The organism is Ensifer meliloti, assembly GCF_030064585.1.
In the GTDB taxonomy this organism is placed as follows: domain Bacteria; phylum Pseudomonadota; class Alphaproteobacteria; order Rhizobiales; family Rhizobiaceae; genus Sinorhizobium; species Sinorhizobium meliloti.
The window spans coordinates 3,464,799-3,489,685 of record NZ_CP120365.1 but is presented as its reverse complement, the minus strand read 5'-3'; the positions used below and the strand labels follow the sequence as shown (position 1 = coordinate 3,489,685).

Here is a 24,887-nt window from a genome sequence, read left to right as displayed (position 1 = left end):
ACCTGTCCTCACGCGCGCCGGCTGATGACCGGGCCCTTCGCCGATCCGAATTCGGCGAGCACCGTCTCGCCGCCCGTGGCCGTCTGACCGACCGTTACGCGCGGTTCCGCACCGGCAGGCAGGAACACGTCGAGACGCGAGCCGAAGCGGATGAGGCCGAAACGCTCGCCCGCCTCGAGCGACGCGCTCTCGCGCGTCCAGCAGAGGACGCGGCGGGCGACGAGACCGGCGATCTGGACCACGCCGATCTGCCCGTGTTTCGTCTCGATGACGAGGCCGTTGCGCTCGTTTTCCTGGCTCGCCTTGTCCAGCTCGGCATTCACGAACTTGCCGGCACGGTAGGCGATTCGGCGTACCGTGCCGCCCATCGGCGCACGGTTCACGTGGCAGTTGAAGACATTCATGAAGACCGAAATGCGCAGCATCGGCTCCGAGCCGAGGCCCAGTTCCTCAGGCGGCATCACGGTGGCGACCGACGATACGGTGCCGTCCGCCGGGCTGATGACGAGATCGTCGTCGATCGGCGTCATGCGCTCCGGATCGCGGAAGAAATAGGCGCACCAGGCGGTCAGAACGAAGCCGATCCACATCAGCGGCTCCCAGAGGAAGCCAAGCGCCAGCGAAACGACAAAGAAAATCGCAATGAAGCGGTAGCCTTCCCTGTGGACCGGTACGAGCGTGTTGCGCACTGTGTCGATCAAACTCATGAACTCTACTCTCCATATTTGCTTTGCGACGTGAACTAGCGCGAATCAGACAGGCCGGCAATGTCGAAGACCCGGAGACAGAGGACTCGCGGCAACCTCGCTGTGGTCAGAGCGCCGGCATTCCCCGGTCGACGATGCCGAGATCGTCGCTCTCACGCACGCGCTTCAACTGTTCCTCGGCCTGCGTTGCCTCGCGCTGGCGGCTCCACATGGAAGCATAAAGTCCGCCGCGGTCGATAAGTTCGCCATGGGTGCCTCGTTCGGCGATCACGCCGTCCTTCAGGACGATGATCTCGTCGGCGTTGATGACCGTCGACAGGCGATGGGCGATGACGAGGGTGGTGCGATTGCGCGACACGATATCCAGCGCAGCCTGGATTTCCTGTTCCGTCTTCGTGTCCAGCGCCGAAGTCGCCTCGTCGAGGATCAGGATCGGCGGCGCCTTCAGGATGGTTCGCGCGATCGCGACGCGCTGTTTCTCGCCGCCCGAAAGCTTCAGCCCGCGCTCGCCCACCATGGCGCGGAAGCCTTCCGGCAGGTCGCGGATGAAATCGGCGATCTGCGCCGCCTCGGCGGCTGCCTCGACGTCCGCATCGCTCGCGGTCACCCGGCCATAGCGGATGTTGTAGGCGATCGTATCGTTGAAGAGCACCGTGTCCTGCGGCACCATGCCGATTACGGAGCGGAGGCTCTTCTGGGTGACGTCACGCACGTCCTGACCATCGATGGTGATCGATCCTTCCTGGACATCGTAAAAGCGGTAGAGCAGCCGCGACAATGTCGACTTGCCGGCTCCTGAGGGGCCGACGACTGCGACCGTCTTTCCGGCGGGCACCTCGAAGCTGATCCCTTTCAGGATCGGCCGTGCCGGATCGTAGGCGAATTGGACGTTCTTGAAGGCGATTGCGCCTCGCTCGATCTTGAGCTCCTTCGCGTTCGGCCGGTCGACGACCTCCGCCCGAACGTCGAGCAGATCGAACATATGTTCGATATCGGTAAGGCCCTGGCGGATTTCGCGATAGACGAAACCGATGAAATTCAGCGGGATCGCGAGCTGGATCAGCATCGCGTTGATGAAGACGAAATCGCCGATGGTCTGCTCGCCGCGCTGTACGGCGAGCGCCGATATCGTCATCATCACCGCCGTGCCGGCACCGAAAATCAGCGCCTGGCCGAAGTTCAGCCAGCCGAGCGACGTCCAGACCTGCGTTGCGGCCCGCTCGTAACGCTCCATCGACTTGTCGAAGCGCTTCGCCTCCATCTCCTCGTTGCCGAAATATTTGACGGTCTCGAAGTTGAGCAGCGAATCGATCGCCTTGGTGTTCGCATCGGTGTCGCTGTCGTTCATCGAGCGCCGAATGGCGATGCGCCAGTCGCTCGCACGTACCGTGAACCAGATGTAGAGCCATACCGTGACAGCGGTCACCAGGAGATAGGTGAAGCCGTAGCCCCACCAGAAGATCACCGCCGTCAGCAGGAACTCGATGAGCGTCGGTACGCTGTTGAGGATCGTGAAGCGGACGATCGTCTCGATGCCCTTGGTGCCGCGCTCGATGATGCGCGAAAGCCCGCCCGTGCGCCGCTCGAGATGGAAGCGCAGCGAGAGCTGGTGCATGTGAACGAAGGTCTTGTAGGCAAGCTGCCTGACGGCATGCTGGCCAACACTGGCGAAAAGCGCGTCGCGCAACTGGTTGAGGCCCGCCTGCAGCAAACGGGCGAGGTTATAGGCGAGGACCAGCATGACCGCGCCGGTCAGGAACTGTGGCAGGAAGCCGAGCGCGTCGGGCTTGTTGTTGAGCGCATCCGTCGCCCATTTGAAGAAATAAGGGACGAGAACGAGCACCGCCTTGGCGATCACCAGGATCACCGTCGCCCAGACCACCCTCAGTTTCAGATCGATGCGGTCCGCCGGCCACATGTATGGCCACAGATTCGCTATGGTTTCGATCGGATTGGCACTGTCGGCGGAAACCGTCTTCTTCTGCGCCACGTCTCTGTCCGCTTCATTTTTGTTGACGAAGACCGCAGGCGAGCCGCAGCCGAGATCACGTTTTTCTCTAGCGCGTCTTCGTCCCACACCAGCTTCAATGAAAAGCGGCGCCTTTTAAGGAAGACGCCGCTTTTCCTGACAGATAGGCCCGGCTTCCCGCCGACGCAATGGAAGCGCCGGCAAAAGAAGGGCGAAACTCAGTGCCGCATATGCTTGCGGTGGACTTCCCGCGATTCCTCCTCGGAAAGCGCCTCGTCCGGAACCCCGAAGACCTGGCCTGGACGGATCAGGTCGGGATTTTCGATCTGCTCGCGGTTCGCAAGGTAGATCGTGGTGTAGCGCAGACCGGCACCGTAGACGCGGCGCGAGATTTGCCACAGCGTATCACCGCGGCGGATGATCACTGACGTCTTGCTTTCCTTGAGCGGTGCCTGCTCGATGGTGGCCGGCTGTTCCTTCGCCGCATCCGAAGCCGGCGCCGCCGCCTGTTCGACCACGGTTGCGTTTGTCTCGCCCGCTGCCGAAGGCTCCGGCTGCTTCGAGGCATCGTTCGCCTGCACCGCCAAGGGCTCGGCGGATGCCACCGAGGTGCCGACATTCTGGCGCGTCAATGCGGACCCAAGAGCGCCATCGACCTTCTCCACCGCCGCTGCGACGCTTGACGGGTCCTGCGGCGCAGCCTTGAGCGCGTCCAGCGCCGTTGTCGCCGCCTTGGACGCTTCAGCGGCGGCCGCCGCCAAATCGGCATCGGAGCCGTCGGCCGGCTTGAATTCGGCCAGCGACTGGAGGGCGAATTCGGTTGCCGAGCGGGCCGCGGCGAGTTGCTCCATGGAAGGCTGCTTCCCGTCGGCAAAAAGCGCTTTCAAGAGGGTCAGTGCCTTGCCCGCTTCCGCCTTCAAACGGTCGAGACCCGTCGTGGGTGCTGCAAGCGTCGAACCGGCGATGGCGGCAACCTGCGCACCTGCCGGCCGGTCGAAGGGCACGGAGGCACGCATCGCCACCTTGCTCGCATCTTCGTTCATCATATCGGCGCGGATGATATGGCTGCCGACCGAGAGCTCGATCAAGCCGTCGACGACAAAATGTCCCTTGTCGTCGGCTTTCACCTCACCCAGCAGCTTGTCGTCCGCGTAAATGCGGACAAGGGCGCCGGGCTTGGCGTTGCCTGCGACATACATCATGCCGCCTTCGATCTCGACCGCCGTCACCTGCAGCCCGGGAATGGTTGCCGGAGAGGCGGGAGAAACGGAAGCCCCGCCGGGCTCGCCGGCCGGTACCGTGCCCGGCTCGGCGGCTGCCTGCATCGGCTTCGGCTCAGCTTCCGGCGTCGTGATCAGCCGGCTCGCCTTGCCGGCCTTGGATACCATTGCCAGCAGCTGCCCGCTCGAATCCTTAGGAACCGAAACAGTCGCAACCTCCTCCGACGTCTTGCTGTGTCCGCCTGAGCCGACGCTTCTGAGCGTCAGTTGGTGGTCGCCTGCCGAGAGCGGCTTGTCGAAGACGGCGGCAAAATCGCCGCCCGCGCCGACATTGGCGGTGCCGACGACCGTGTCGCCGCTCAGGATCTCGAGCTTCGTGCCGGGCTGGGCTCTGCCCGCGACGACCGTCGAGCCGTCCGGTTCGACGCGCAGGACGTCAAACCCCGGAACCGTCCAGTTCGCCACCGGGTCGGATGCGGCCGCATTGCCGCCGGAGGCCGCTGTCGCCTGTTGCGCTGCGTTGCCTTGCAGGGCGGACGGATCGGTCTTCGTTGCCGCCGCCGTTTGGCCGGGCTGCTCGCCTGCGCCGGATTGGGCCACCGCCCCTTTGTCGCTGTCACGCAGATTCGGCTGAACCACAAAGATCATCAATGCGGTCGCGATTGCCAGGACGCCAAGGGCCACCCAGCTGGCCTTATTCTTAATCATGCCACTCTCCACAGGGCGGAGCGCCTTTATGCTCCCCGCATGCCCCACCGGCCGGCGCTGCGGCGCCAGGTGCATTATAGCGCAACCGCAGCACACTGTCCGAATTCTTCAATGTATTACTGAAATTGCTAACGTTTCTTATAGTTCTATACAAGCGCTCACTATGATTCCGGCGCTCGACAGCCGGAGATTTTTCGTCCATTTTCCTTGACCCGTGCTGCACTGCAATCTCTGGTGGGACCATGAACAAGGAAACCACGCCGATTCTGTCCGTTTGCGTTTATTGCGGTTCTCAGCCCGGGCGTGACGACGCCCACATCCAGGCCGGCCGCACCCTCGGCAAATCGATCGCCGATCATGGCCTGCGCCTCGTCTATGGCGGCGGCACGCGCGGGATCATGGGCGCCGTGGCAAGCGGCGTGCTTTCATCCGGCGGACACGTCACCGGCATCATTCCGGAATTCCTGATGGACAAGGAAGCGACGCGTCACTCGCTGGGCCAGCTGAACGAACTGATCGTTACCGCCGACATGCATGAGCGCAAGCACAAGATGTTCGAGCGCGCCGACGCCTTCGTCGCCCTTCCGGGCGGGATCGGCACGCTCGAGGAGATCGTCGAAATCATGACCTGGGCGCAGCTCGGCCGCCACAGGAAGCCGATGGTCTTCGGCAATGTCAACGGCTTCTGGGATCCGATGCTGGAGCTGATCGACCACATGCGCGACCAGGGATTCGTCCACACGGCGCATCTCGTGCAGCCGCTGGTGATCGACCGGGCGGAAGACATCGTCCCCGGCATCCTTGCCTCGGTTCGCGCCAACGGGCGCGAGGGCGAAGCCGAGATCATCTCCAGGCTCTGATCTAGTGCGGGATGAGGAACAGTGTGTGCGGTTTTCCGCCCGCATCCCGCTCTAACTTCAAACTCTGCCGATCATTCGGCCGGCGTCGGTTGAGCCGCTCGCCGCGCCCTGCTCTCCGCAAGCATCGCTCCCGAATAGATGAAGAGCGCGGCCCAGATCAGGGCGAAGGCGACGAGTTTTGCCGTTCCAAAGGGTTCGTGGAAAACGAAGACGGCGATCAGGAAGATCATCGTCGGAGCGATGTATTGCATGATCCCGATCGTCGAAAGCCGGAGCAGCTTCGCGCCATTGGCATAGATCATCAGCGGCACGGCGGTGACGATCCCGCAGGCGAGGAGAAGCAGGACATCCGTCATGTTGGAGTCGCCGAGGAAGTGGCCCTGCCCCGTCGCCTCGAGCCAGATGACGTAGCCCGCAGCCGGGATGCTGAGCAGCAGGACTTCGAGGAAGAAGCCCTGGTTCGGCCCGACCGGCAGCGTCTTCCGGAAGAACGCGTAGAAACCCCAGGAAAAGCACAGCCCGATCGAAACCCAGGGAAGACCGCCCGCGTCGAAGGCAAGCACGCCCACGGCGAGCGCGGCGAGGCCGATCGCCACCATCTGCGCCGGATTTGGCCTCTCCTTCAGCAGCAGCGCACCGAGGAAGATGGAGAACAGAGGGTTGATATAGTAGCCGAGCGCCGTCTCGATCGCCCGGCCCGCGCCGATCGCCCAGACATAGATGCCCCAGTTGATCGTGATGAGAGCCGCCGTGACCGTGGCCATCATCAGCACGCGTGGAGAGCGCAGCGCAACCTTCACGTCCTGCGTGCGGCCGAGCCACACGAGCACGAGGCCTGCGAGCGGCACCGACCAGACGATACGATGCGCCACGACTTCGGCCGCAGGGATATGCGAAACCGCCTTCATGAAGAAAGGCAGGAAACCCCACAACAGGTAGGCTGCCAGCGCGAAGGCGAAACCTTTCGGGGAATCGACATTCTCTGCGGGCAAATTCGCGTTCGGCTCAGCCATGATTTTGATCCTGAAATTCCACCGGAGCTAAGCGGGAAGCGCTCCGGTCGCAATCGACGGCCAACCCTCTCGGGAGCAATTGCCGTCAGTCCTCCTGCGTCCTACTCCGACGGACGGTGATGCACCAATTCATTTCCGTGAACCGATGGATGAACGGCGTTGATGCGGACGGAGCTGGATATCCCGCGCAACCCAACATCATCGTGATCCAAACTACTCGGCCGCGATCGATCCGACCTGATCGCGGTTTTTGAGCAGCTTGTAGACGATACTGTCCATCAATGCCTGAAATGAGGCGTCGATGATGTTGTCGGATACGCCGACCGTCCACCAGCGCGCCCCTGAGCGGTCCGTCGATTCGATCAGGACGCGGGTGACGGCCTCGGTGCCGCCGTTGAGGATGCGCACCTTGTAATCGGCAAGTTCCAGATCGGCGATCTCGGACTGGTACTTGCCGAGATCCTTGCGAAGCGCGAGGTCGAGCGCGTTGACCGGGCCATGCCCCTCGGCGACCGACATCATCGTTTCGCCGTCGACGATCACCCTGACCACGGCCTCCGATACCGTCTTCAGCTTGCCGTTCGCGTCGAAGCGGCGCTCGACCATCACGCGGAAGCTCTCCACCCGGAAGAAATCGGGCACGGTGCCGAGAATGCGGCTCGCGAGCAGCGCGAAGCTCGCATCCGCACCTTCATAGGCATAGCCCGTCGCCTCGCGTTCCTTGACGATCGAGATCAGCTTGTCGAGCCGCGGATCGTCCTTGGAGACCGTGATGCCGCGCCGCTTGAGAGCATTGATGAAGTTGGCCTTGCCTCCCTGATCGGAGACCATGACCTTGCGCAGGTTGCCGACGCTTTCCGGCGCGACATGCTCGTAGGTCCTCGGGTCCTTGAGCAATGCGGAGGCGTGGATGCCGGCCTTGGTGGCAAAAGCCGAAGCGCCGACATAGGGGGCCTGGGAATCCGGAGAGCGGTTGAGCAACTCGTCGAAGGCATGGGCGAGCTTAGTCAGTTCCTGGAGCCTCTCGGCATCGATTCCCGTCTCGAAACGGCTCGAATAGGTTTCCTTCAGGGCAAGCGTCGCAATCAGCGTCACGAGATTGGCATTGCCGCAGCGTTCGCCGATGCCGTTGAGCGTGCCCTGGATCTGACGAACGCCGGCTTCCACCGCAGCCAGCGAGTTGGCCACCGCCTGCCCCGTATCATTATGCGCATGGATGCCGAGATTTGCACCGGGCACTCCCTCAGCAATCACGGCCGAGACGATCTCGCGGATCTCGGGAGGCTGCGTGCCGCCATTCGTGTCGCAAAGCACGACCCAGCGCGCGCCGGCCTCGAAAGCCGTTTTCGCGCAGGCGAGCGCATAGGCCGGGTTCGCCTTGTAGCCGTCGAAGAAATGCTCGCAATCGACCATCGCCTCGCGGCCGGAAGCCACGACCGCCTCCACGGAAGCGCGGATATTGTCGAGATTTTCCTCGTTCGTACAGCCGAGCGCCACCTCGACATGATAATCCCAGCTCTTGGCGACAAGACAGATCGCATCGCTCTTGGCGCTCAGCAGCGCGCTCAGGCCCGGGTCGTTGGAGGCGGAGACGCCGGCGCGCTTGGTCATGCCGAAGGCGACGAAGGAGGCCTTGTCGGTGCGCCGGCACTTGAAGAACTCCGTATCCGTGGGATTGGCGCCGGGATATCCGCCCTCGACATAGTCCATGCCGAATTGATCAAGCAGCGACGCAATCGCGATCTTGTCCTCGACGGAAAAGTCGATGCCGGGCGTCTGCTGCCCGTCCCGAAGCGTCGTGTCGAAGAGATAGATGCGTTCCCTGGTCATGTCTCGATTTCCAACGTACAGATCACTGATCGATTGCGGGTTCTTCGCACCCGCCCTGTTCGGCCTTGCCGGCGAATTTATCGGTCGCCCGGATGAGCCGGTCGAGAATGCCGGGCTCCGAATAGGCATGCCCCGCCCCCTCGATGAGGTGGAATTCGGCTTGCGGCCAGGCCTTGTGCAATTGCCAGGCATATTTCGCCGGGCACGGCATGTCGTAGCGGCCGTGCACGATCACGCCCGGAATTCCGTGGAGCTTGTGGGCATCGCGCAGCAATTGCCCCTCTTCCAGCCAGCCGGCATTGACGAAGAAATGGTTTTCGATGCGGGCGAACGCATGAGCGAATTCGTCTTCCTCGAAGGGCGTACTGGTGGCCGGCTCCGGCAGAAGGGTGATCGTCTCCCCCTCCCAGATGCTCCAGGCCCTGGCCGCCGCAAGCCGCGTCGCACGGTCCTCGCTTGTCAGGCGGCGGTGATAGGCCCGCATCATCTCGTGGCGTTCTTCCGGCGGGATCGGCGCGACGAAGCGTTCCCACTTTTCGGGGAACATTTCCGAGACGCCGAACTGATAGTACCAGTCGAGCTCGGCCTTGGTCAGGGTGTAAATGCCCCTGACGACGAGCTCGGTTACCCGCTCAGGATAGGTCTCGGCATAGGCCAACGCCAGCGTCGAGCCCCAGGAGCCGCCAAAGACGAGCCACTTGCCGACCCCGGCAAATTCCCTCAGCCGTTCGATATCGGCCACGAGGTGCCAGGTCGTGTTGGCCTCTATCTCTGCATGCGGCGTCGACCTGCCGCAGCCGCGCTGGTCGAACAGCATCACATCGTAGAGCGACGGATCGAAGAGCCGGCGGTGGTTCGGCGAAATCGTACCGCCCGGGCCGCCGTGGAGGAAGACCGCCGGCTTGGCGCCGGGCGTGCCCACCCGTTCCCAATAAATCGAATGGCCGTCGCCGACATCGAGGTGCCCGGATGCATAGGGCTCGATCTCGGGATAGAGGGTACGCAATGGAGAACTCACGATAGATCTTCCTCGGGCGGCCAGTGCACCGTGTCGTAGTCGGGATGCTGGCGGTTGGATTCCAGGACTATGAGATGGCGCTCGGCAGCCGCTTCGCTGCCGTCGTCCGTCTCTTTTTCGGCGAGCTGCGGCAGATGCGAAAACCAGAACATCCGCGACTCGACGCCGGACTGGTAGACCGGCTGGACGTCATCCGGATCGTCGAGCGAACCGAGCGCGATGTTCAGGAAGCTCGCATCCGGCATGTCGTAGAAGAGCGGCGTCCCGCAATCGCGGCAAAAGCCGCGGCGCACGAGATCGGACGAACGGTACCAGGCGGGCTGGCCGCGCGTGATGCGGAAGCCTTCGCGCACGATATTGGCGAGCGGCAGAAAGTAGTTGCCCGCCGCCTTCTGGCACATGCGGCAATGACAGATATGCGGATCGCCCAGCGTGCCCTCGGCGCGGTAGCGCACCGCGCCGCACTGGCAGCCGCCGGTGAAGATGCGTCCGATCATCGTGCCCAGACTCCGCCCGGAGGCCACTGCTCCGTCTCATGGTCCGGATGCTGAAACGAGATGATCTGCTCCTGCCGCCCGTAATAGTCGGGATCGTCGTGAACCGGCTGCTCGAAGATCGATTCGACCCAGGGAAGCCGGGACTGGTAATTGACCTGGATTTTCGGCGCGAGATCGGAGCGGTCGTCGAAGGCGCCTATGGCGATTTCGAGGCCGCCGGGATGCCGATAGGTCAGCGGCGTGCCGCATTTCGGGCAGAAGCCGCGATCGATATTGACTGATGACTGAAAGTAGCTCGGCTCGTCACGGGTCCACTCGACCCCGTCCTTCGGCGCCGTCACCAAGGCGGAGAAGAAAGAGCCGAACTGCTTCTGGCACATGCGGCAATGGCAGATCGACGGGCGCCCGAGCTCTCCGCGGATGCGGAAGCGGACGGCCCCGCACTGGCAGCCTCCAGTCCTGACGGCATTGTTCATCCTCTTTCCTCCGGTGGCCAGGTTTCGGTGTCGTGGTCGGGGTGCTGATAGGAAACGAGATCGGCAAGAAACGAGACAGCCTCGGGGTCGGTCATCGTCTCTTCGCCGGGCAGCTTGGATACGTGATCGACATAGGGCAGTTTCCCTTCGACGCCCCATTGGATGGTCGGCGCGATGCCTTCCGGCCTGTCGAATGCAGCGATCGCGAGCGCCATGCCGTCCGGCGCCTCGTAGGTCAGCGGTGTTCCGCAGTCGCCGCAGAAGCCGCGCCAGACCACATTCGAGGACCGGAAGCGCTTGCGCTCGCCGCGGGTCCATACGAGCTTCGCGCCGCGTACGGAAACGAGCGGCAGGTAGAAATTGCCGCTCGCCTTCTGGCACATGCGGCAATGGCAGACGGAAGCATCGCCGAGTTTGCCCTCGACGCGGAAACGGACCGCGCCACACTGGCATCCGCCCGTATGGATCTCGTCAGCCATATCGCCCTCCTCTTTCCTCCGGCGTGCCGGCAGCGCCATCATCCTTAAAACTAGACCTGAGACCGCTTCACCTCCCAGGTGGTCACCCTTTCGCCGGTCTCGGGATCCTTGCCGTCCTTGAGCTGGATGCCTCTGGCCAGGAGATCGGCACGGATGCCGTCGGCCTCCGCGTAGTTCTTGGCCTTCAGAAGCTCCAGGCGCTCACGTACACGGCCGTCGATCTCGTGAACGACCGCCTCGTCGAGTTCGACCTCCTTCGGCATCACGCCGAGAAGCGCCGCGCTCGCAGCGAAGGTCCCGAGATGGCGCGAGTCGGCGGAAGCCTTTTGCGCCAGCGCATGCAGCGCCTGAATGGCGGCCACGGTATTGAGGTCGTCCGCGAGGGCGGTGACGACGGCCGGGTCCGCCTCGCCTGCAGCGTCGCCGTAAACCGGCCATTTCGACAGCAGACGCTCGGCCTCGTCCAGCCGCTTGATCGAGAAGTCGATCGGTTCGCGGTAATGGGTCATCAGCATCGCCAGCCGAAGCACCTCGCCCGGCCATTTGCGGCCGCCGAATTTTTCCGTGTGAAGAAGCTCGTAGATGGTGATGAAATTGCCCTCGGACTTCGACATCTTGCGGCCTTCGACCTGCAGGAAGCCGTTGTGCATCCAGACATTCGCCATCACCTCGGTGCCGTGGGCGCAACGCGACTGGGCGATCTCGTTCTCGTGATGCGGGAAAATCAGGTCGATGCCACCGCCGTGGATGTCGAAGACGTCGCCGAGGTAGCGCCCGCTCATCGCCGAGCATTCGATGTGCCAGCCGGGTCGCCCGCGACCCCAGGGGCTATCCCAGCCCGGCTCGTGCTCGGCGGAGAGCTTCCAGAGCACGAAATCGCCCGGGTTTTTCTTGTGCGCTTCGACGGCGACGCGGGCACCGGCCTGCTGCTCGTCGAGATTGCGCTTGGAGAGCTGGCCGTAATCGTCCATCGACCGCGTATCGAAGAGGACTTCCCCCTCGGCCTCGTAGGCATGGCCCTTGGCGATCAGCTTTTCGATGATCTCGATCATCCCGGCGATGTTTTCGGTCGCGCGCGGTTGCACGGTGGGATCCAGGCAACCGAGCACAGTCGCATCTTCGAGGAATTGCGTCTCGGTCTTCTCGGTCACATGACGGATCGCCTCGTTCAGCGGCAGCCCGGGATAGTCGCGCAATGCCCGCGCGTTGATCTTGTCGTCCACATCGGTGATGTTGCGGGCATAGGTGACGTGATCCGCGCCATAGACGTGACGAAGCAGCCGGAACAGGACGTCGAAGACGATGATCGGCCGTGCATTGCCGATATGGGCGTAGTCGTAGACCGTCGGGCCGCAGACATACATGCGGACGTTTTGAGGGTCGATCGGCCGAAAATCGGCCTTTTCCCGCGTCAGCGTGTTGTACAGCTTCAAAATCGGCATTCCGCCCATCCCAGATCTCCAAGTCTGCATGCAGCCGTCGCAATATAGTCGCCGGGTGGCCCCGCGCGTTTGTCATCTTGGATTTATGGAGACGAAAACGGCCAGGCCAGCGGATCGCTAGCGAATAATGTTCCGGCAAATAATGCAGATAACCGTTTTCATGGCGACCCTTATCGCGCGTCGCCCGGCGCCGGTCAAGAGGCGAGCCACGTGCAAGCGAAAGTCGTCAATCTGCAACCATGACGGCCATGGATTTGTCACGATTTGGCTTATCTGGAAATCATCGGAGGGGAAGGAGATTCGCGAATGCAGCCGGATACTGCATCAGGTCCTGTTTCCCGAGGAACAACAGGGACATGGTTTTCGTTGAAAATTCACGAGGGCTAATGTTCCCAATAGGGAAAACACCAAGGAAGACATGCAATGAAGGCCGCCAAAATTGCCGAACGCAAGCCGCCGCCGTCCGATCTGCTGACGAAATACCGCCCGCTTGGCCTGAAGGCCGTCCTCGCAGCCGCGCTGCAAGTCAGGGCGAAACCGGCGGACAAGAAGATCGCGAAGCGTTCGGCTTAGTTCCGATCTGGGCAGCCCCTCATCCCGCTGCCGCGACCTTCTCCCCGTTCTGACGGGGAGAAGGGACAAGCCTCGGCTTCACCGCTCACTCTTGAGCGGCTGAGGGCAGAGCGGGGCCGCGAGTCCCCTTCGCCCCGCTTGCGGGGAGAAGGTGGCCGGCAGGCCGGATGAGGGGCGGTCCTTGGCTCAAAACAGCGACATCTGCCCGCCGTCGTCCCGATCGTCAGAGCGCCCCCTCTTCGGGATCGGCGCTATGGGCGCGACCTCGTCCTGGAGCTCAGGGCCGGTGTTGCCGACCTTGTTGACCTTGTCCGAAACGGGGATTGCTTCGAAATAATCCTCCGCCGCCGGGACCATGAGGTCGGCCACCTCGCGGGGTTCCTGGCTCTTGCAGTCGAGCCAACGGGAAAAGTCTTCGGGCTGGATCACGACCGGCATGCGGTCATGGATGTGACTGACGGCGCGGTTCGCATCGGTCGTAAGGATCGCCGCGGTGTCGACCTCCGAACCGTCGGCGGAAGACCATGTCTCCATGAGCCCGGCGAAGGCCACGATCCCGCCCTTTTTCGGCCGGACCCAAAAGGCTTGCGAGGCCTCCCGGCTGCCCTTCACGGGGCGGCGCCATTCGTAGAAACCGGACGCCGGCACCAGTACACGGCGATGGCGCATTGCGGCGCGGAAGGCGGCCTTGCCGATCGCGGTTTCGGCCCGAGCGTTGATGAGCAGCGGAAACTTGCTCGGGTCCTTGACCCAGCCTGGGGTGAAGCCCCAACGGACGAGCACGGCCTTGCGCTCCGGCAGGTTGCTGCCCGGCTCCGGCCGATCGGAGGCCACGATCACGATTATCGGCTGCGTCGGCGCGATGTTGAAGCGCGCAGGAAATCCCTCCGCCTCAAGCAGGCCAAACAGTTCCAGCAATTCCTCCGGCGTGGCCGTAAGCGCAAAACGTCCGCACATGACATCGATGTGGCACTTCACGTAGTATGGGTCAACGACCGAGGTGATTTTCGATTCCATGATGACCAAACAACCCGAGCGCGCCTCCTCCGCCATTCTCGAACGGAACGGCCGCTATCTTCTTGTCCGGCGGGCCAACCCGCCGTCAGCAGACATGTACGCTTTTCCCGGCGGCAGGGCGGAGCCCGGCGAGACGCCTGCGCAAACGGCATTGCGCGAACTCGCCGAGGAAACCGGCATCAGCGCCCGCGATCCCGTGCTCTTCGAAATCTATGACCTGCCCGCTATAGGCCCGCAGGAGCGTCACTTCCTGCTCTCGGTCTTCACCGTCGAAGCCGATCCTGATTTGGTCGCGATCGCCTGCGATGATGCCGCCGGCGTTGGCTGGTTCACACCGGAGGAGATCTTCACCTTGCCCATTCCGGAAAGCGTGCGCGACTGCGTGGAGAAGCTGACGGCCGGCCGGCCAAGGCGTGTTCCCGGGTCAGCGACCGGCGTCAGTTCCGATTTGAGGGGTTCATGATCGATACGCGACTCCCGTCCAGACTGTTGCTGACAGGCATCCTCCTCGCGACCGCCGCGGGCGCGGCGGCTCAGGAAAAGCAGCCTGCCCCGCAGACGACCGCTCCCTCTCCCTCCCCGGCGCAGGAGGAAAAGCCGACTCCCTACGACCAGCGGTTGATCCGCCTCGCCGAAATTCTCGGCTCGGTGCATTATCTGCGCAATCTCTGTCTAGACCAGTCCGAGGACGGCTGGCGCCGCTCCACGCAGGAACTGATCGACAAGGAGGCGGCCGGAGAGCCGAAACGGCGCGAGCGCATAACCGCCGCTTTCAACCGGGGCTATCGGACCTTCGCCTCGGTCTATACCAGGTGTACGGAGCCCGCGACGCTCGCGGAAGAACGCTACCGTGCCGAAGGTGCAACACTCGCTTCTGAAATCGTCGCCCGCTTTGGAAATTAGGCAGATATTAACCTCTTTTTCCCTGACCCCGTGTCGTTTCGGGAAAAGGCTGCTAAGTTTGTTAAGAGAGTGATAAGAAGTAACCGGCCTGTCTGCCCGTTCAGTTGCGGTTCAGCGGATGGGCGCTAGGTTAGCCACGTGCACGTATTGGAAGCCGCATGGAACGAATGATGGAACCAAGCCTGACAGACATCGACGACATGATCGTCCACGAGAAGATGCAGGCGGCGCTCGAGCACCAGAACGAGGCTTGGGCGGATGGCATGGCCGACGGCATCGAGCCCGAAATCATCGCCGATGCGGCGATTGCGCTTGCCATGCGCGAAACCGTCCGGCTTCATGGCGAAGAAGGTGCCGAGGCAATGCTTAATTCGCTTCGCGAGCGCATGCTCGCCGGAGAATTCTCGCCAGAGCGGACGATTCAGTAACATCAGGACTGCCCGATGAACCGGAACCCTGCAAACCGGGCCCTCCCGGTTGGTCTTGTTGTGCTGCTGGCGGGTGCGACTATGACTGCCACGCCCGTGCTGGCTCTCAGTGAGTTTCAGGGCGCCCCTGCTCCCATTGCCGGCGAGCAGAACGCAGCCCCAGGCGATGAGGCCGAAGAGGCCGCGCCGGAAGAACGGACCCCCCTTGAAATTCCAATGCCCGACCCTCTCGTCGACAGGACGGCCGTCGAGTTGAAGGACGATGAGATTGCCGCGCCGGACGTGGTGGAGCCTGTCGAAGTGCTGACGGATGTCTCGAAGATCCCGGTGCCGGTGGCACGCATGCGCGAACTGATCGTCGAGGCGGCGGCTTCGGGTGACATCGAGCGGTTGCGCCCTCTGCTCGGCAAGGGCCCCACCCAAACCCAAGTCACCGCCACCGCCGGGGAAGACGACCCGATTGCCGCACTCAAAAGTCTTTCCGGCGACCAGGACGGCATCGAAATTCTGGCCATCCTCCTCGATGTCATGTCGACGGGCTTCGTGCTTGCGGACAAGGGTACTCCCGAGGAGGCCTATGTCTGGCCCTATTTCGCCGAGAAGCCGCTCTCGTCGCTGACCGCCCCGGAAAAGGTCGACCTCTTCCGACTGGTGACCGCCGGCGACTTCGCCGGGATGGAGGAGTTCGGCACCTATAATTTCTACCGCGTCGGCATCACGCCGGATGGAAAGTGGAAGTTCTTCGTCGCGGGAGATTGAGCGCGTCTCGTGCCGGAGAGACGGGAATGCCGGCGGATCCCGCTCGGGCATGCTTGCCCTTCCCCGGCAGACATCCTACCTCTTCAGGATAGAGAATAGGACTCGACATATGCCAATGGTTTGCCTCGACGACCGCGCAATCATCCGTGTCTCCGGAAAAGACGCGGAGACCCTTCTTCAGACGCTGATCACGACGGACATCGCCGCGCTGACCGCGGATGAGGTCAGGCCCGGTGCGCTGCTGACGCCTCAGGGCAAGATCCTTTTCGATTTCCTGATCTCCCGCGACGGCGAAGCGTTGCGTCTGGAGACGACGGAGGATCAAGCCGAAGCGCTCGTCAAGCGCCTGACGATGTACAAGCTGCGATCGGCAGTGGACCTGTCGCTCAATTCGCCGGCGCCGGTCACTGTCGTGTTCGGAGAAGACGCGCCTGCCGAGAGCTATCGCGATCATCGGTTCGAGAAGGCGGGCGTATCCGTTTTCCGCCTCTATCGCGACGTGCCTGCAGCGGAAGCGGGCATCGCCGACCTTGACCGGCTGAGAATCGCGGCGGGCATCGCCGTTGCCGGCCGCGACTACGACCTGCAGGACGCCTTTCCGCATGACGTGCTCATGGACCTGAACGGCGGCCTATCCTTCCGCAAGGGCTGCTATGTCGGGCAGGAGGTCGTTTCGCGAATGCAGCACCGCGGCACCGCGAGACGCCGCCTCGTCATCGTCGCCGGCGCGGCGACGCTGCCGCCGAGCGGAACGAACATTTCCGTCGACGGGCGGCCGATCGGTTCTCTCGGCACCGTCCTGGATCGGGACGGCCTGGCCATCGTCAGGATCGACAAGGCGGGCGAAGCGATCGCCAAGAGTGAGGCCATTCTTGCAGGCGACGTGCGCCTTACCCTGACGCTGCCCGCCTGGACGGGGCTTGCCTTTTCGAGCGAGGCAGGAGAGGCGAGCGCATGATGAGTGCGCGTGCGTGGCAGCGTATGCTTTCCGGGCGGCGGCTCGATCTTCTCGACCCCTCACCGCTCGACGTCGAGCTTTCCGACATCGCCCACGGACTTGCCCGCGTGGCGCGTTGGAACGGGCAGACTTCCGGCGACCACGCCTTCTCCGTTGCCCAGCACAGTCTCGTTGTCGAGGAGATTTTCCGTCGCACCAATCGCTGCGACGCCCAGGATTGCCTGATGGCCCTGCTTCACGACGCGCCGGAATACGTCATCGGCGACATGATCTCGCCGTTCAAGGCCGTCGTCGGCGGCGGCTACAAGACCGTGGAGAAGCGCCTGGAGAATGCTGTCCACCTGCGCTTCGGGCTTCCGGCACACACGCCCAGGGAACTCAAGGAGCGGATCAAGAAGGCCGACCGTATCGCCGCCTATTTCGAAGCGACGGAACTTGCCGGCTTTTCCGCAGAGGAGGCCCGCAAGTTCTTCGGCCAGCCGCGCGGCATCACCCGCGAGATGTTGCTGATCGATCCCCTGCCCGCGGTCGAGGCGCAGCGCCTCTTCGCCACGCGCTTCAATGCGTTGGAGTCCGAACGCGCCAAGGCGAGGCAGGAGGCGTGACCATGACGGCAATCGTCGTCTCGCCGCTTCAGCGCATCGCGGAAATGGCCGTCCGGCACGGCTGCCGCGAAATGCTGAGCCTGCTTGCGAAGGGCCAGAATTTTCATCGCCCGGCCGTCATCGACCATGCGAAGCATCTGACGATCGGCGTCAACGACATCAGCTTCGCCGGTACGGGCGGCCTGATTGCGCCGCAGGAAGAACACGTTCATCGGATCATCGATTTCGCCCGCAAATGGGACCGGACGCGGCCGATGCTCATACATTGCTGGATGGGCGTCTCCCGCTCGCCTGCGGCCGCGCTGATCGCCGCACTCGCCGTCGAACCGGACCAGGACGACCACGCGCTCGCCAAGCGCCTCCGCGCCGCCTCGCCCTTTGCGACGCCGAATGCGCGGCTCGTGGAAATCGGCGACCGGGCGTTGTCGCGCAAGGGTGCGCTCGTCGCCGCGGTGCGAGCCATCGGCCGCGGCGCGGATGCCGACGGCAATGCGCCTTTCGTCCTGCCCCTGCAAGACGTGCAACATGCCGGGTGAAGCGCAGCCGGTCACGGTCGAGATCGGGCTCAATGCCGTGATCGTCGCGGTCGTCAGCCGCAGCCCGCGCATCCTCGCCGTCAGCGAGGCGGACGGCGACGCTCGCGACAGCCTGCCCTTCGGCCCCTTCGATCCGGCCCGCCACCGTACTTTCGAGGCGAGCCTGCGGGCGCGCGTCGAGAAGCGTACGGCGCTCAAGCTCGGCTATATCGAGCAGCTCTACACCTTCGGCGACCGTGGGCGCCAGCGTCTGCCCGGCGAGGAAGGCAAGCACATGGTGTCCGTCGGCTATCTGGCGCTGACGCGCACCGACGCCGAGAACAACGAGAGGCTGGCCGAAGCGGGCGCCCATTGGCGCGACTGGTACGGCTATCTGCCCTGGGAAGACTGGCGTCTCGGACGCCCCGCGATACTCGACCAGAGCATCCTGCCCGCGCTTGCCCGCTGGGAGTCCGGAGACGAAAAGTCGGCCTCGGCACAGCGTCGTTCACGGATACGCCTCGCCTTCGGCCTTGACGACTTTCCCTGGGACGAAGAACGCGTGCTGGAGCGCTACGAATTGCTCTATGAGGCGGGACTGGTGCGCGAGGCCGTGATCGACGGCCATTGCCGCGATCCGGAGAGCCCGGCTGCAGGGCTGGCGATGCGCCACGACCACCGCCGGATCGTCGCTACCGCCGTCGCGAGACTGCGCGGCAAGCTCAAATACCGGCCGGTGGTCTTCGAGCTGATGCCGCCGGCGTTCACCCTCACCGACCTGCAGGCAACCGTCGAGGCAATCTCAGGGCGCCATCTTCACAAGCAGAACTTCCGCCGCCTCGTCGAAGGAGCGGAGCTCGTCGAGCCGACGGGGGAGACCCTGGCATCGACCGGGGGCCGTCCGGCCGCACTCTTCCGCTTCCGCCGCCAGATCCTTGACGAGCGGCCCGCGCCCGGCCTCAAGGTCGGCGGGCGCTGACGCTGCCGCGTCGCTGGCATACGCGCAAACGGCAGTTGTGACGGGTCTGCAGCGCGGGCTTACCGTCGACGGCATCAACTGCCGCTATAAGTGGCGTAGCCGTAAGCGAGAGCAGCGGCACTTGGTAATGGCTGCTTCTCTTACGCCGCTATGCTGCTCATTCGCGGATTGGCTCAATCATCATGAGTTTCGATATCGGCTCCAATGCGGAAAGAGCGGGTTGGTCGGGTAACCAAAGGGTTTTTCCAAACCTGCACTCGTCTAATGGCACCGTCAGCTTTTCTCCTGATCGCATAAGCCTTGTTGTGATCGGCGAAATAGTTTTGATGGAGATCCCGCTTGATCCGCGGAAGTATATTCCCGACGGGAGCGACGATATCGATGAACCAGAGATGGTTCCCCGAAGCCCACTTGCCCGGTGGGGGATTGCATCCTTCGCGGAGCAGTGCTTCATGGTCGTCGTTGTCAACAAGTGCCCAGGTAACGAATGCGTTCGGTCGCCCTTCTTCGTCGAAGTACACTTTGCACTGACCGGCTTGAAGCGCAGGTATGATGTTACGACTTATGTCCGCAACGAACCAGTGTTTGTAGTCGCAATCCATCATGAGCGCAGTGACCATTCCGAGCGCTTCAAAAAAATCTAGGCGAACCTCCTTTGTCTTCTCCGTCAACGTTCCCCTAATCCGTCTTGAATTGCCTTGATTATTGGCTCGAAGAAGTAACTAATGAGCCGCCGTTCACCCGTTATCACATCGATCGTCGCAGTCATGCCGGGCGAGAACCCTATGTCGCGCTCGCCTATCCCAATTGTCTCTTGGTCGAGTACAAGGTGGATTGCGTAGACCCATTTCCCTGGGACGATGTCGCCGCGCGCATCCGCACCAACTCTAGTCACCCGACCGCGAACAATACCGAAACGTTCGGCCGGAAAGGCGTCAAACTTCACAAATGCCTCTTGCCCTTTTTCAAGAAAGCCGATGTCACGGTTGTCGAAGAAAGCTTCAATCTCCATGCCATCGCCGGAAGGTACGATGGACATGAGTGTTGAACCTGCTTCCACGAAACCGCCGATGGTAAATACCGTGAGGTTCTCGACCTTGCCATCTGCTGGTGCGCGAATCGCGAGCAAGGCCAGTTGGTTCCTAGCCGCGCTCAGTTCCGCTTCCAGCCCTGCAAGGGACGTGCTCGCCTCGTTCAGTTGTTTCTGATAGTTCTCGACTGCGGTCGAAATGATGCTCTGCCGCTGTCTAGCCAACGCGTTCGCTTCCGCTGCAAGGATATTCAATTCGCTCTCGGAGATGAGCACCTCCAGTTCGCGTGCTCTTTGCTCACGCAATCGCTCGAAGTAGTCTACTTCGCTGATGGCTCCCTTGTCCTTCAACTTGCCGGCTGACAAAAATTTCCTGGAGGAAATATCCAGATCAGACCGAGCTTTCTGCAGTCGCGCCTGCTGGGTTATTCGCGATTGTTCGACACGATCAAGTTGCGCATTGATCCGCGCAACCTGATCTCGAAGAGACGTTAGCACAGCCTCTATAAGTGCCTCCGCTCCGTCGATAACCTCCAGGTCATGCCGCTCCCTTTCGAAGGCAGCTCTGCCTGCCGCAAGCACATCATCGTTTGCGACTGCAACATTTGTCAGCGCCGCAATGATTACTCGGGCAACCGTCGCCCCGCGACGTTGGCGACGAACCTCGGTCAGCCTGAGCTTGATCTGGCTCTCAACCGAGACGGTATCCATGCCGACTAACAAGTCACCAGCCTTCACCGGCTGCCCCTCTGTGACCAGGATGCGTATGATCCTCCCGTTGGTCTGTGGCTGAACGAGCTGAACCCTGCTGACTGGAATAACCTTGCCTTGACCTCGGGCCACTATTTCGATCTTGAGCCAATAGCCTCCAACGAAAATCGCGACCAGACCCGAAATCAGAACCCAAGTGGTTAAGCGCACGGTTGGCGAGACTGGCCTCTCGATGACGGCTTCCTTCATACTAAGTCTGCCTGGAACTATCGCTGGGGCGCTGCAATTGAGCAATGTTGACCATGTTCACGTCACTGCCAAACAGCTCGGGATTGTGAGTGACAATAATCACGGTGCTCTTGACGGCGTGCCGCTTAATCGCAGCAATGACGATGTCAGCAGATGCGGAATCAAGCGCGCTGGTGGGTTCGTCGAGGATCAGTGCACGGGATGGCGACACAAGGGCCCGTGCAAGTGCAATGCGCTGGCGCTGACCACCAGAAAGGTAAGCGCCACGTTCGCCAACGTCCGTGAGTATGCCATTTGGCAGCTCCCCAATAAACAAATCGCAACCGCTTTCGACCAAAGCCGAACGGATTTCCTGATCCGTTGCGGCGGCGTTGCCCAAGAGAATGTTGTCCTGAACGGAACCCGAAAATAGTTCCGGCTCCTGCGGAAGATACGCAATCGCTTGCCGCACGCTGCGTTCATCGTAGTCAGTGAGTTTATGTCCGTTCGCCTCAACCACTCCGCAATCCGGCCTGTAAATGCCGCTGATAAGCTTGGCGAGAGTAGACTTGCCACAGCCCGATGGGCCGGTAATCACCGTTGGGCGGTCCGGGGATATCTCCAGAGTGAGGTCAAGGATAACAGGTTGCTCGGGTAGATAGCAAAACGATACGGCCTCCAAGTGGAGACTCAGCCGGCCGGACACGGGGAGCGGCGGCTTGGAAATATCGGTTTCTGCTGCGGCATTCAATAAATCGCCTAACCTCAGCCGAGCGATCCGAAGTGCCTGCCATTGTTCCCACACTGCCGACAGGGAGAGGATCGGCCCAGCCACCTTGTCGGCCAGCAGGTGAAATGCAATCAGCTGCCCGAGCGTGATCTCATTTCGCAAGACGAGATGAGATCCGAAAAAGACGATCGATATAACCGAAACGTTGCCTAAAAGTCCGCCGGTAAAGCCATTGACAATATGGAGCTTGGTTACTTCAAAACCGGCAAGGAGACTATCTGCCAATGTACGGTTAAGCCGCTCCGATTGTACCGCCTCGCATCCAAGCGCCTTGACGGTGACTACGTTAGCCAACGTCTCCACGAGACGAGACTGGTGCCTGGAATAGTCCAAAAAAGCCCTCTGCATGCGTCGTCGTGTCAGCGGCCCAATGACACCGAACGCGATTACTTGCAGAGGCAGAACGATCAAAACGATAAGCGTCAGCATAGGGCTGATGGTTATCAGAGCAGCGACGTAGATAATCGCGAACAGCAAATCGACCAAAATGCTGGAAACGGTTCCTGTTAGGAATGCTTTGACCGTGTCGATTTCGGAAATGCGGGTTAGCGTTTCCCCCACCCGCCAACATTGAAGTTGCCTCAACGGCAGATGAAGGACATGCCGGAAGATTCGGCCGGCGAGATCCAACGTCAGCCGATTGCCCATGTGGTTTCCGAGATAGGCCGCCAGCGCGTCCAGAATAGCGGACAAGATCGCGGTAACGCCGAGAACAACTACGATCAGCAGCAGTGTTGCTTCCCGCTGGAACGGCAGGACCCGATCAATGACAGCCTGAAAGACAAAAGGCTGTACCAAGCCAAGCAACCGCATCACAATCGCTACGATCATGAGTTCGATCATTAATGGCGTGTAGAAAAATGTGGTGCGCGTGAACCACGAAAGAGGTGCTAATCGGAGATTATCCACCACTTCGTAAGTATCCCCCACCACACTCGAAGATCGTCTCCCGCAATTATCCCTGATACCAGAATCAATTTGACTCCGCAACCAAAAAGTGAAGTATATTGTTTAGTGACCATCAGCGTCTTTATGCTGAGATAGGCGACGCTATAGCTCTGCTGTCGGGGATCTAGATGAGTTTATACCCTATAATTGCCGCCATTATTGTGTTTTTGTCGATGACAATCGTGGATTATATTATAAAAATTGCAGGGTTATCTCCGCCAAAATGGGTTACCCTTCTCATCTATGCCATAATCAACTACGTGATTTATTTGGTCGTACTGCATTTTGCTAACGTTTGAATGGATTGCGACCTATCAGAGGTAGAAACGTTACTGGATTGGAGAACTGCGATGGGAGCTCCGTTGGCAACGGAGCGCCAGATTACCGCGGCTATAACCCCATGGGAGACTATGGTGGCGGCGGCTCTCCCGGCCCTGGAGCTGGAGGGTTTGGCGGCCGCTAACCTTCGTAATGACAGAACGGAAACGCGGCGAGGTTTTTGCTTTGCCGCGTTTTAGCGTGTGGTTGGCGGCAATGACTTGGCAGCGACAGTTGGGACGAAATGTTTTGGGTTCGTTGCGGCGCAACGCCAGCCAAGCCAGCTGGCCTGCTTACCCGAAACAGCCCGCCAATACGTTCCTCGTTCGTGCGGCCCCCAAGGTGGCTCGGACGCGCACAGAAACGTACTGGCGACATGCACTACTTCACCACCGCGCAGGCCAACCGGTCGCCGGCATCGCCGGAGGGCTGGCTGCGATTGTCGTCCGAATGCACATGGATCACCAGGGCCCGGCCGCGAAGGGCGGTAGCCCTGTCGTCGAGCGACACGAAGCTGTTGAAGACCTGGGCGCGCAAGGTTCCATCGGCACCGACATACTGGTTCGGCATGTCGCCGGCATGCGGGCCATTGGAAGCGAGGAAGCCGTGCTCGGCATTCTCATCTTCGCCGGCAAAATGCTTTCCCGCCGACTCGAACCCGTCCTTGGGATCGCAGCGCCCCATTTCGTGAGCGTGAAAAGCCACCCAGGTATCCTTCGGCAGGCCGCTTATCTCCATCTCGATCAGCACGCCCTTGCCGCCTGCCGTCAAAGTGGCCCGGCCGATGTCCGTGCCGTCCTTGCCCACGAACTCGGCCGTCGCCGTCTGCGAGGATTGTTGTGCCGAAGCGGCACCCGCCATTCCTGCCGCACAGGCGATCGCGATCATCGTTCTCATCATCGGAGTTCTCCCTCTCACTCGCGGGTCGATAGGAGACAACGCGCGGCTGCCGGGGTCGTTCCGCAAAAACGCGGCTGAGTTGCAGCCAATCCGGCGAATTGGGCTAAATCGACACGTCGAGACCGATGTCGAGCGTTGGTGCGGCCATCGTGATCTTCGATGTCGAGATGTAATCGACGCCCGTTTCGGCGATTGCGCGAATGGTTTCGATCCTCACGTTTCCCGACGCCTCCAGCCTGGTGCGGCGCAGGTCGCCGGGATAGGAAGCGGCGGACAGTCCCCAATGTGCCGCGTTGATCGCGACGGCCTCACTGAGCAGTTCCGGCCCCATATTGTCGAGCAGGACCACGTCCGGCGAGGCGGTCAGCGCCTCGCGCAACTGGGCGAGGCCGTCGACTTCAACCTCGACCTTGACGAGATGGCCGCAATAGGCCCGCGCGGCCCGGACGGCGCCGGCAACACCGCCGGAAACGGCGATGTGGTTATCCTTGATCAGCACCGCGTCATCGAGGCCGTAACGATGATTGGAGCCGCCGCCGAGGCGAACGGCGTATTTTTCGAGAGCGCGAAGGCCGGGGATCGTCTTGCGCGTGCAGCAGACCTTGGAGCCCGTATGGGCGATCTCATCGGCGAACGTCGCCGTGTAGGTCGCAATCCCCGAGAGATGCATGAGAAAGTTGAGCGCCACCCGCTCGGCCGAAAGAAGCCCTCGGGCGCGGCCGGAAATTCGCGCAAGCGTCGTACCCGGCGCCACCCGGTCGCCGTCCGCAGCGAGCGCTTCGAAGCGGATCGACGGGTCGATCTGGCGGAAGGCGGCTCGCGCCAGTTCCAGCCCGGCAACCACGCCCGCTTCGCGCACACTCATATTCGCCGCGGCCGTACGGTCCGGCCCGATCGTCGAGAGGGTGGTGATGTCACCGGCCCTGCCGAGGTCTTCCAGAAGAGCCGCTTTCACCTGCTCCTCGACCATGAGAGCGGGCAGTTCCGGGCGAAGGGCGGTCATTAT

General features: G+C 61.9%; 26 protein-coding genes. 10 read left to right on the top strand and 16 right to left on the bottom strand.

The window, feature by feature from the left end:
* Positions 1–8 precede the first annotated feature (8 nt).
* From PZL22_RS23675 to PZL22_RS23665, 3 genes are all read right to left on the bottom strand, one after another.
* Entirely contained in the window at positions 9–707 is a 699-nt protein-coding gene (locus PZL22_RS23675; RefSeq protein WP_003532724.1) for a phosphatidylserine decarboxylase, read from the bottom strand.
* A gap of 106 nt (positions 708–813) precedes the next feature.
* Entirely contained in the window at positions 814–2,697 is a 1,884-nt protein-coding gene (locus tag PZL22_RS23670; RefSeq protein ID WP_003532722.1) for an ABCB family ABC transporter ATP-binding protein/permease, read from the bottom strand.
* A 197-nt stretch (positions 2,698–2,894) separates the two neighbouring features.
* Positions 2,895–4,604, bottom strand: coding sequence for a LysM peptidoglycan-binding domain-containing protein (locus PZL22_RS23665; protein ID WP_003532720.1), 1,710 nt, complete (start codon positions 4,602–4,604; stop codon positions 2,895–2,897).
* 242 nt (positions 4,605–4,846) lie between these two features.
* On the opposite strand from PZL22_RS23665, the gene PZL22_RS23660 reads away from it, so the two are divergent.
* Positions 4,847–5,464 (top strand): LOG family protein, encoded by a 618-nt coding sequence (locus PZL22_RS23660; protein WP_003532718.1) that lies wholly within the window; start codon positions 4,847–4,849, stop codon positions 5,462–5,464.
* Positions 5,465–5,535: 71 nt separating this feature from the next.
* Here PZL22_RS23660 and rarD read toward each other — a convergent pair whose 3' ends face one another.
* From rarD to cysS, 7 genes are all read right to left on the bottom strand, one after another.
* On the bottom strand, positions 5,536–6,477 hold the full coding sequence (gene rarD, locus PZL22_RS23655) for an EamA family transporter RarD (protein ID WP_003532716.1): 942 nt from the start codon (positions 6,475–6,477) through the stop codon (positions 5,536–5,538).
* Positions 6,478–6,690: 213 nt separating this feature from the next.
* Positions 6,691–8,307 (bottom strand): citramalate synthase, encoded by a 1,617-nt coding sequence (gene cimA, locus PZL22_RS23650; RefSeq protein ID WP_003532714.1) that lies wholly within the window; start codon positions 8,305–8,307, stop codon positions 6,691–6,693.
* Positions 8,308–8,329: 22 nt separating this feature from the next.
* Entirely contained in the window at positions 8,330–9,325 is a 996-nt protein-coding gene (gene pip / locus PZL22_RS23645; RefSeq protein WP_033048979.1) for a prolyl aminopeptidase, read from the bottom strand.
* The gene (locus PZL22_RS23640; RefSeq protein WP_003532709.1) at positions 9,322–9,822 is read right to left on the bottom strand and encodes a GFA family protein; all 501 of its coding nucleotides are present in this window, start codon (positions 9,820–9,822) and stop codon (positions 9,322–9,324) included. The genes pip and PZL22_RS23640 overlap by 4 nt, the downstream gene beginning before the upstream one ends.
* On the bottom strand, positions 9,819–10,298 hold the full coding sequence (locus PZL22_RS23635; protein WP_015007446.1) for a GFA family protein: 480 nt from the start codon (positions 10,296–10,298) through the stop codon (positions 9,819–9,821). The genes PZL22_RS23640 and PZL22_RS23635 overlap by 4 nt, the downstream gene beginning before the upstream one ends.
* Positions 10,295–10,777, bottom strand: a complete 483-nt coding sequence (locus PZL22_RS23630; RefSeq protein ID WP_003532700.1) for a GFA family protein — start codon at positions 10,775–10,777, stop codon at positions 10,295–10,297. The genes PZL22_RS23635 and PZL22_RS23630 overlap by 4 nt, the downstream gene beginning before the upstream one ends.
* Before the next feature lie 50 nt (positions 10,778–10,827).
* Complete coding sequence (gene cysS, locus PZL22_RS23625) at positions 10,828–12,228, bottom strand: cysteine--tRNA ligase (RefSeq protein WP_003532699.1); 1,401 nt, start codon at positions 12,226–12,228, stop codon at positions 10,828–10,830.
* Positions 12,229–12,642: 414 nt separating this feature from the next.
* On the opposite strand from cysS, the gene PZL22_RS23620 reads away from it, so the two are divergent.
* On the top strand, positions 12,643–12,792 hold the full coding sequence (locus PZL22_RS23620; protein WP_003532697.1) for a hypothetical protein: 150 nt from the start codon (positions 12,643–12,645) through the stop codon (positions 12,790–12,792).
* Between the two features lie 186 nt (positions 12,793–12,978).
* Here PZL22_RS23620 and PZL22_RS23615 read toward each other — a convergent pair whose 3' ends face one another.
* The gene (locus PZL22_RS23615; protein ID WP_003532696.1) at positions 12,979–13,809 is read right to left on the bottom strand and encodes an SOS response-associated peptidase; all 831 of its coding nucleotides are present in this window, start codon (positions 13,807–13,809) and stop codon (positions 12,979–12,981) included.
* Between PZL22_RS23615 and PZL22_RS23610 the strand changes: the two genes are divergently transcribed.
* The 8 genes from PZL22_RS23610 (at position 13,808) to PZL22_RS23575 (ending at position 18,956) form a co-directional block, all read left to right on the top strand.
* Positions 13,808–14,272, top strand: coding sequence for an NUDIX hydrolase (locus PZL22_RS23610; protein WP_003532695.1), 465 nt, complete (start codon positions 13,808–13,810; stop codon positions 14,270–14,272). The two genes, PZL22_RS23615 and PZL22_RS23610, sit on opposite strands and share 2 nt — an antisense overlap.
* Positions 14,269–14,712: a TIGR02301 family protein gene (locus PZL22_RS23605; protein ID WP_003532694.1), complete on the top strand. Its 444-nt coding sequence runs from the start codon at positions 14,269–14,271 to the stop codon at positions 14,710–14,712. The genes PZL22_RS23610 and PZL22_RS23605 overlap by 4 nt, the downstream gene beginning before the upstream one ends.
* A 158-nt stretch (positions 14,713–14,870) precedes the next feature.
* Positions 14,871–15,140 carry a hypothetical protein gene (locus PZL22_RS23600; protein WP_010969047.1) on the top strand — a complete coding sequence of 90 codons (270 nt, stop codon included), beginning with the start codon at positions 14,871–14,873 and terminating at the stop codon, positions 15,138–15,140.
* Positions 15,141–15,155: 15 nt separating this feature from the next.
* Entirely contained in the window at positions 15,156–15,899 is a 744-nt protein-coding gene (locus PZL22_RS23595) for a hypothetical protein (protein ID WP_010969046.1), read from the top strand.
* A 109-nt stretch (positions 15,900–16,008) separates the two neighbouring features.
* Positions 16,009–16,857, top strand: coding sequence for a CAF17-like 4Fe-4S cluster assembly/insertion protein YgfZ (ygfZ, locus tag PZL22_RS23590; RefSeq protein ID WP_013844248.1), 849 nt, complete (start codon positions 16,009–16,011; stop codon positions 16,855–16,857).
* A complete protein-coding gene (locus PZL22_RS23585; RefSeq protein WP_003532680.1) occupies positions 16,854–17,462 on the top strand; it encodes a YfbR-like 5'-deoxynucleotidase in 609 nt (202 codons plus the stop codon). The genes ygfZ and PZL22_RS23585 overlap by 4 nt, the downstream gene beginning before the upstream one ends.
* 2 nt (positions 17,463–17,464) lie before the next feature.
* The gene (locus tag PZL22_RS23580) at positions 17,465–17,998 is read left to right on the top strand and encodes a tyrosine phosphatase family protein (protein WP_003532678.1); all 534 of its coding nucleotides are present in this window, start codon (positions 17,465–17,467) and stop codon (positions 17,996–17,998) included.
* Positions 17,952–18,956 (top strand): NUDIX hydrolase, encoded by a 1,005-nt coding sequence (locus tag PZL22_RS23575; RefSeq protein WP_010969045.1) that lies wholly within the window; start codon positions 17,952–17,954, stop codon positions 18,954–18,956. Before PZL22_RS23580 ends, PZL22_RS23575 begins: the two co-directional genes overlap by 47 nt.
* A gap of 173 nt (positions 18,957–19,129) precedes the next feature.
* On the opposite strand, the gene PZL22_RS23570 is transcribed toward PZL22_RS23575, so the two are convergent.
* The 5 genes from PZL22_RS23570 to nadC all read right to left on the bottom strand — a co-directional run bounded on the left by PZL22_RS23570 (position 19,130) and on the right by nadC (position 24,884).
* Positions 19,130–19,627, bottom strand: coding sequence for a toxin-activating lysine-acyltransferase (locus tag PZL22_RS23570; protein ID WP_003532674.1), 498 nt, complete (start codon positions 19,625–19,627; stop codon positions 19,130–19,132).
* On the bottom strand, positions 19,624–20,946 hold the full coding sequence (locus PZL22_RS23565) for an HlyD family type I secretion periplasmic adaptor subunit (RefSeq protein WP_003532672.1): 1,323 nt from the start codon (positions 20,944–20,946) through the stop codon (positions 19,624–19,626). Before PZL22_RS23565 ends, PZL22_RS23570 begins: the two co-directional genes overlap by 4 nt.
* A gap of 1 nt (position 20,947) precedes the next feature.
* Complete coding sequence (locus PZL22_RS23560) at positions 20,948–22,648, bottom strand: peptidase domain-containing ABC transporter (RefSeq protein WP_017265096.1); 1,701 nt, start codon at positions 22,646–22,648, stop codon at positions 20,948–20,950.
* Positions 22,649–23,362: 714 nt separating this feature from the next.
* Positions 23,363–23,881, bottom strand: coding sequence for a superoxide dismutase family protein (locus PZL22_RS23555; RefSeq protein WP_003532668.1), 519 nt, complete (start codon positions 23,879–23,881; stop codon positions 23,363–23,365).
* Positions 23,882–23,984: 103 nt separating this feature from the next.
* Entirely contained in the window at positions 23,985–24,884 is a 900-nt protein-coding gene (gene nadC, locus PZL22_RS23550) for a carboxylating nicotinate-nucleotide diphosphorylase (RefSeq protein ID WP_003532666.1), read from the bottom strand.
* Positions 24,885–24,887 lie beyond the last annotated feature (3 nt).

Excerpts from the sequence above, each read along its gene's own strand:
- PZL22_RS23675 (WP_003532724.1), bottom strand. The coding sequence starts at position 707 with ATGAGTTTGATCGACACAGTGCGCAACACGCTCGTACCGGTCCACAGG.
- PZL22_RS23665 (WP_003532720.1), bottom strand. The coding sequence starts at position 4,604 with ATGATTAAGAATAAGGCCAGCTGGGTGGCCCTTGGCGTCCTGGCAATC.
- PZL22_RS23660 (WP_003532718.1), top strand. The coding sequence starts at position 4,847 with ATGAACAAGGAAACCACGCCGATTCTGTCCGTTTGCGTTTATTGCGGT.
- rarD (WP_003532716.1), bottom strand. The coding sequence starts at position 6,477 with ATGGCTGAGCCGAACGCGAATTTGCCCGCAGAGAATGTCGATTCCCCG.
- cimA (WP_003532714.1), bottom strand. The coding sequence starts at position 8,307 with ATGACCAGGGAACGCATCTATCTCTTCGACACGACGCTTCGGGACGGG.
- PZL22_RS23640 (WP_003532709.1), bottom strand. The coding sequence starts at position 9,822 with ATGATCGGACGCATCTTCACCGGCGGCTGCCAGTGCGGCGCGGTGCGC.
- PZL22_RS23635 (WP_015007446.1), bottom strand. The coding sequence starts at position 10,298 with ATGAACAATGCCGTCAGGACTGGAGGCTGCCAGTGCGGGGCCGTCCGC.
- PZL22_RS23630 (WP_003532700.1), bottom strand. The coding sequence starts at position 10,777 with ATGGCTGACGAGATCCATACGGGCGGATGCCAGTGTGGCGCGGTCCGT.
- cysS (WP_003532699.1), bottom strand. The coding sequence starts at position 12,228 with ATGGGCGGAATGCCGATTTTGAAGCTGTACAACACGCTGACGCGGGAA.
- PZL22_RS23620 (WP_003532697.1), top strand. The coding sequence starts at position 12,643 with ATGAAGGCCGCCAAAATTGCCGAACGCAAGCCGCCGCCGTCCGATCTG.
- PZL22_RS23610 (WP_003532695.1), top strand. The coding sequence starts at position 13,808 with ATGATGACCAAACAACCCGAGCGCGCCTCCTCCGCCATTCTCGAACGG.
- PZL22_RS23615 (WP_003532696.1), bottom strand. The coding sequence starts at position 13,809 with ATGGAATCGAAAATCACCTCGGTCGTTGACCCATACTACGTGAAGTGC.
- PZL22_RS23605 (WP_003532694.1), top strand. The coding sequence starts at position 14,269 with ATGATCGATACGCGACTCCCGTCCAGACTGTTGCTGACAGGCATCCTC.
- PZL22_RS23600 (WP_010969047.1), top strand. The coding sequence starts at position 14,871 with ATGGAACGAATGATGGAACCAAGCCTGACAGACATCGACGACATGATC.
- PZL22_RS23595 (WP_010969046.1), top strand. The coding sequence starts at position 15,156 with ATGAACCGGAACCCTGCAAACCGGGCCCTCCCGGTTGGTCTTGTTGTG.
- ygfZ (WP_013844248.1), top strand. The coding sequence starts at position 16,009 with ATGCCAATGGTTTGCCTCGACGACCGCGCAATCATCCGTGTCTCCGGA.
- PZL22_RS23585 (WP_003532680.1), top strand. The coding sequence starts at position 16,854 with ATGATGAGTGCGCGTGCGTGGCAGCGTATGCTTTCCGGGCGGCGGCTC.
- PZL22_RS23580 (WP_003532678.1), top strand. The coding sequence starts at position 17,465 with ATGACGGCAATCGTCGTCTCGCCGCTTCAGCGCATCGCGGAAATGGCC.
- PZL22_RS23575 (WP_010969045.1), top strand. The coding sequence starts at position 17,952 with ATGCGCCTTTCGTCCTGCCCCTGCAAGACGTGCAACATGCCGGGTGAA.
- PZL22_RS23565 (WP_003532672.1), bottom strand. The coding sequence starts at position 20,946 with ATGAAGGAAGCCGTCATCGAGAGGCCAGTCTCGCCAACCGTGCGCTTA.
- PZL22_RS23555 (WP_003532668.1), bottom strand. The coding sequence starts at position 23,881 with ATGATGAGAACGATGATCGCGATCGCCTGTGCGGCAGGAATGGCGGGT.
- nadC (WP_003532666.1), bottom strand. The coding sequence starts at position 24,884 with ATGACCGCCCTTCGCCCGGAACTGCCCGCTCTCATGGTCGAGGAGCAG.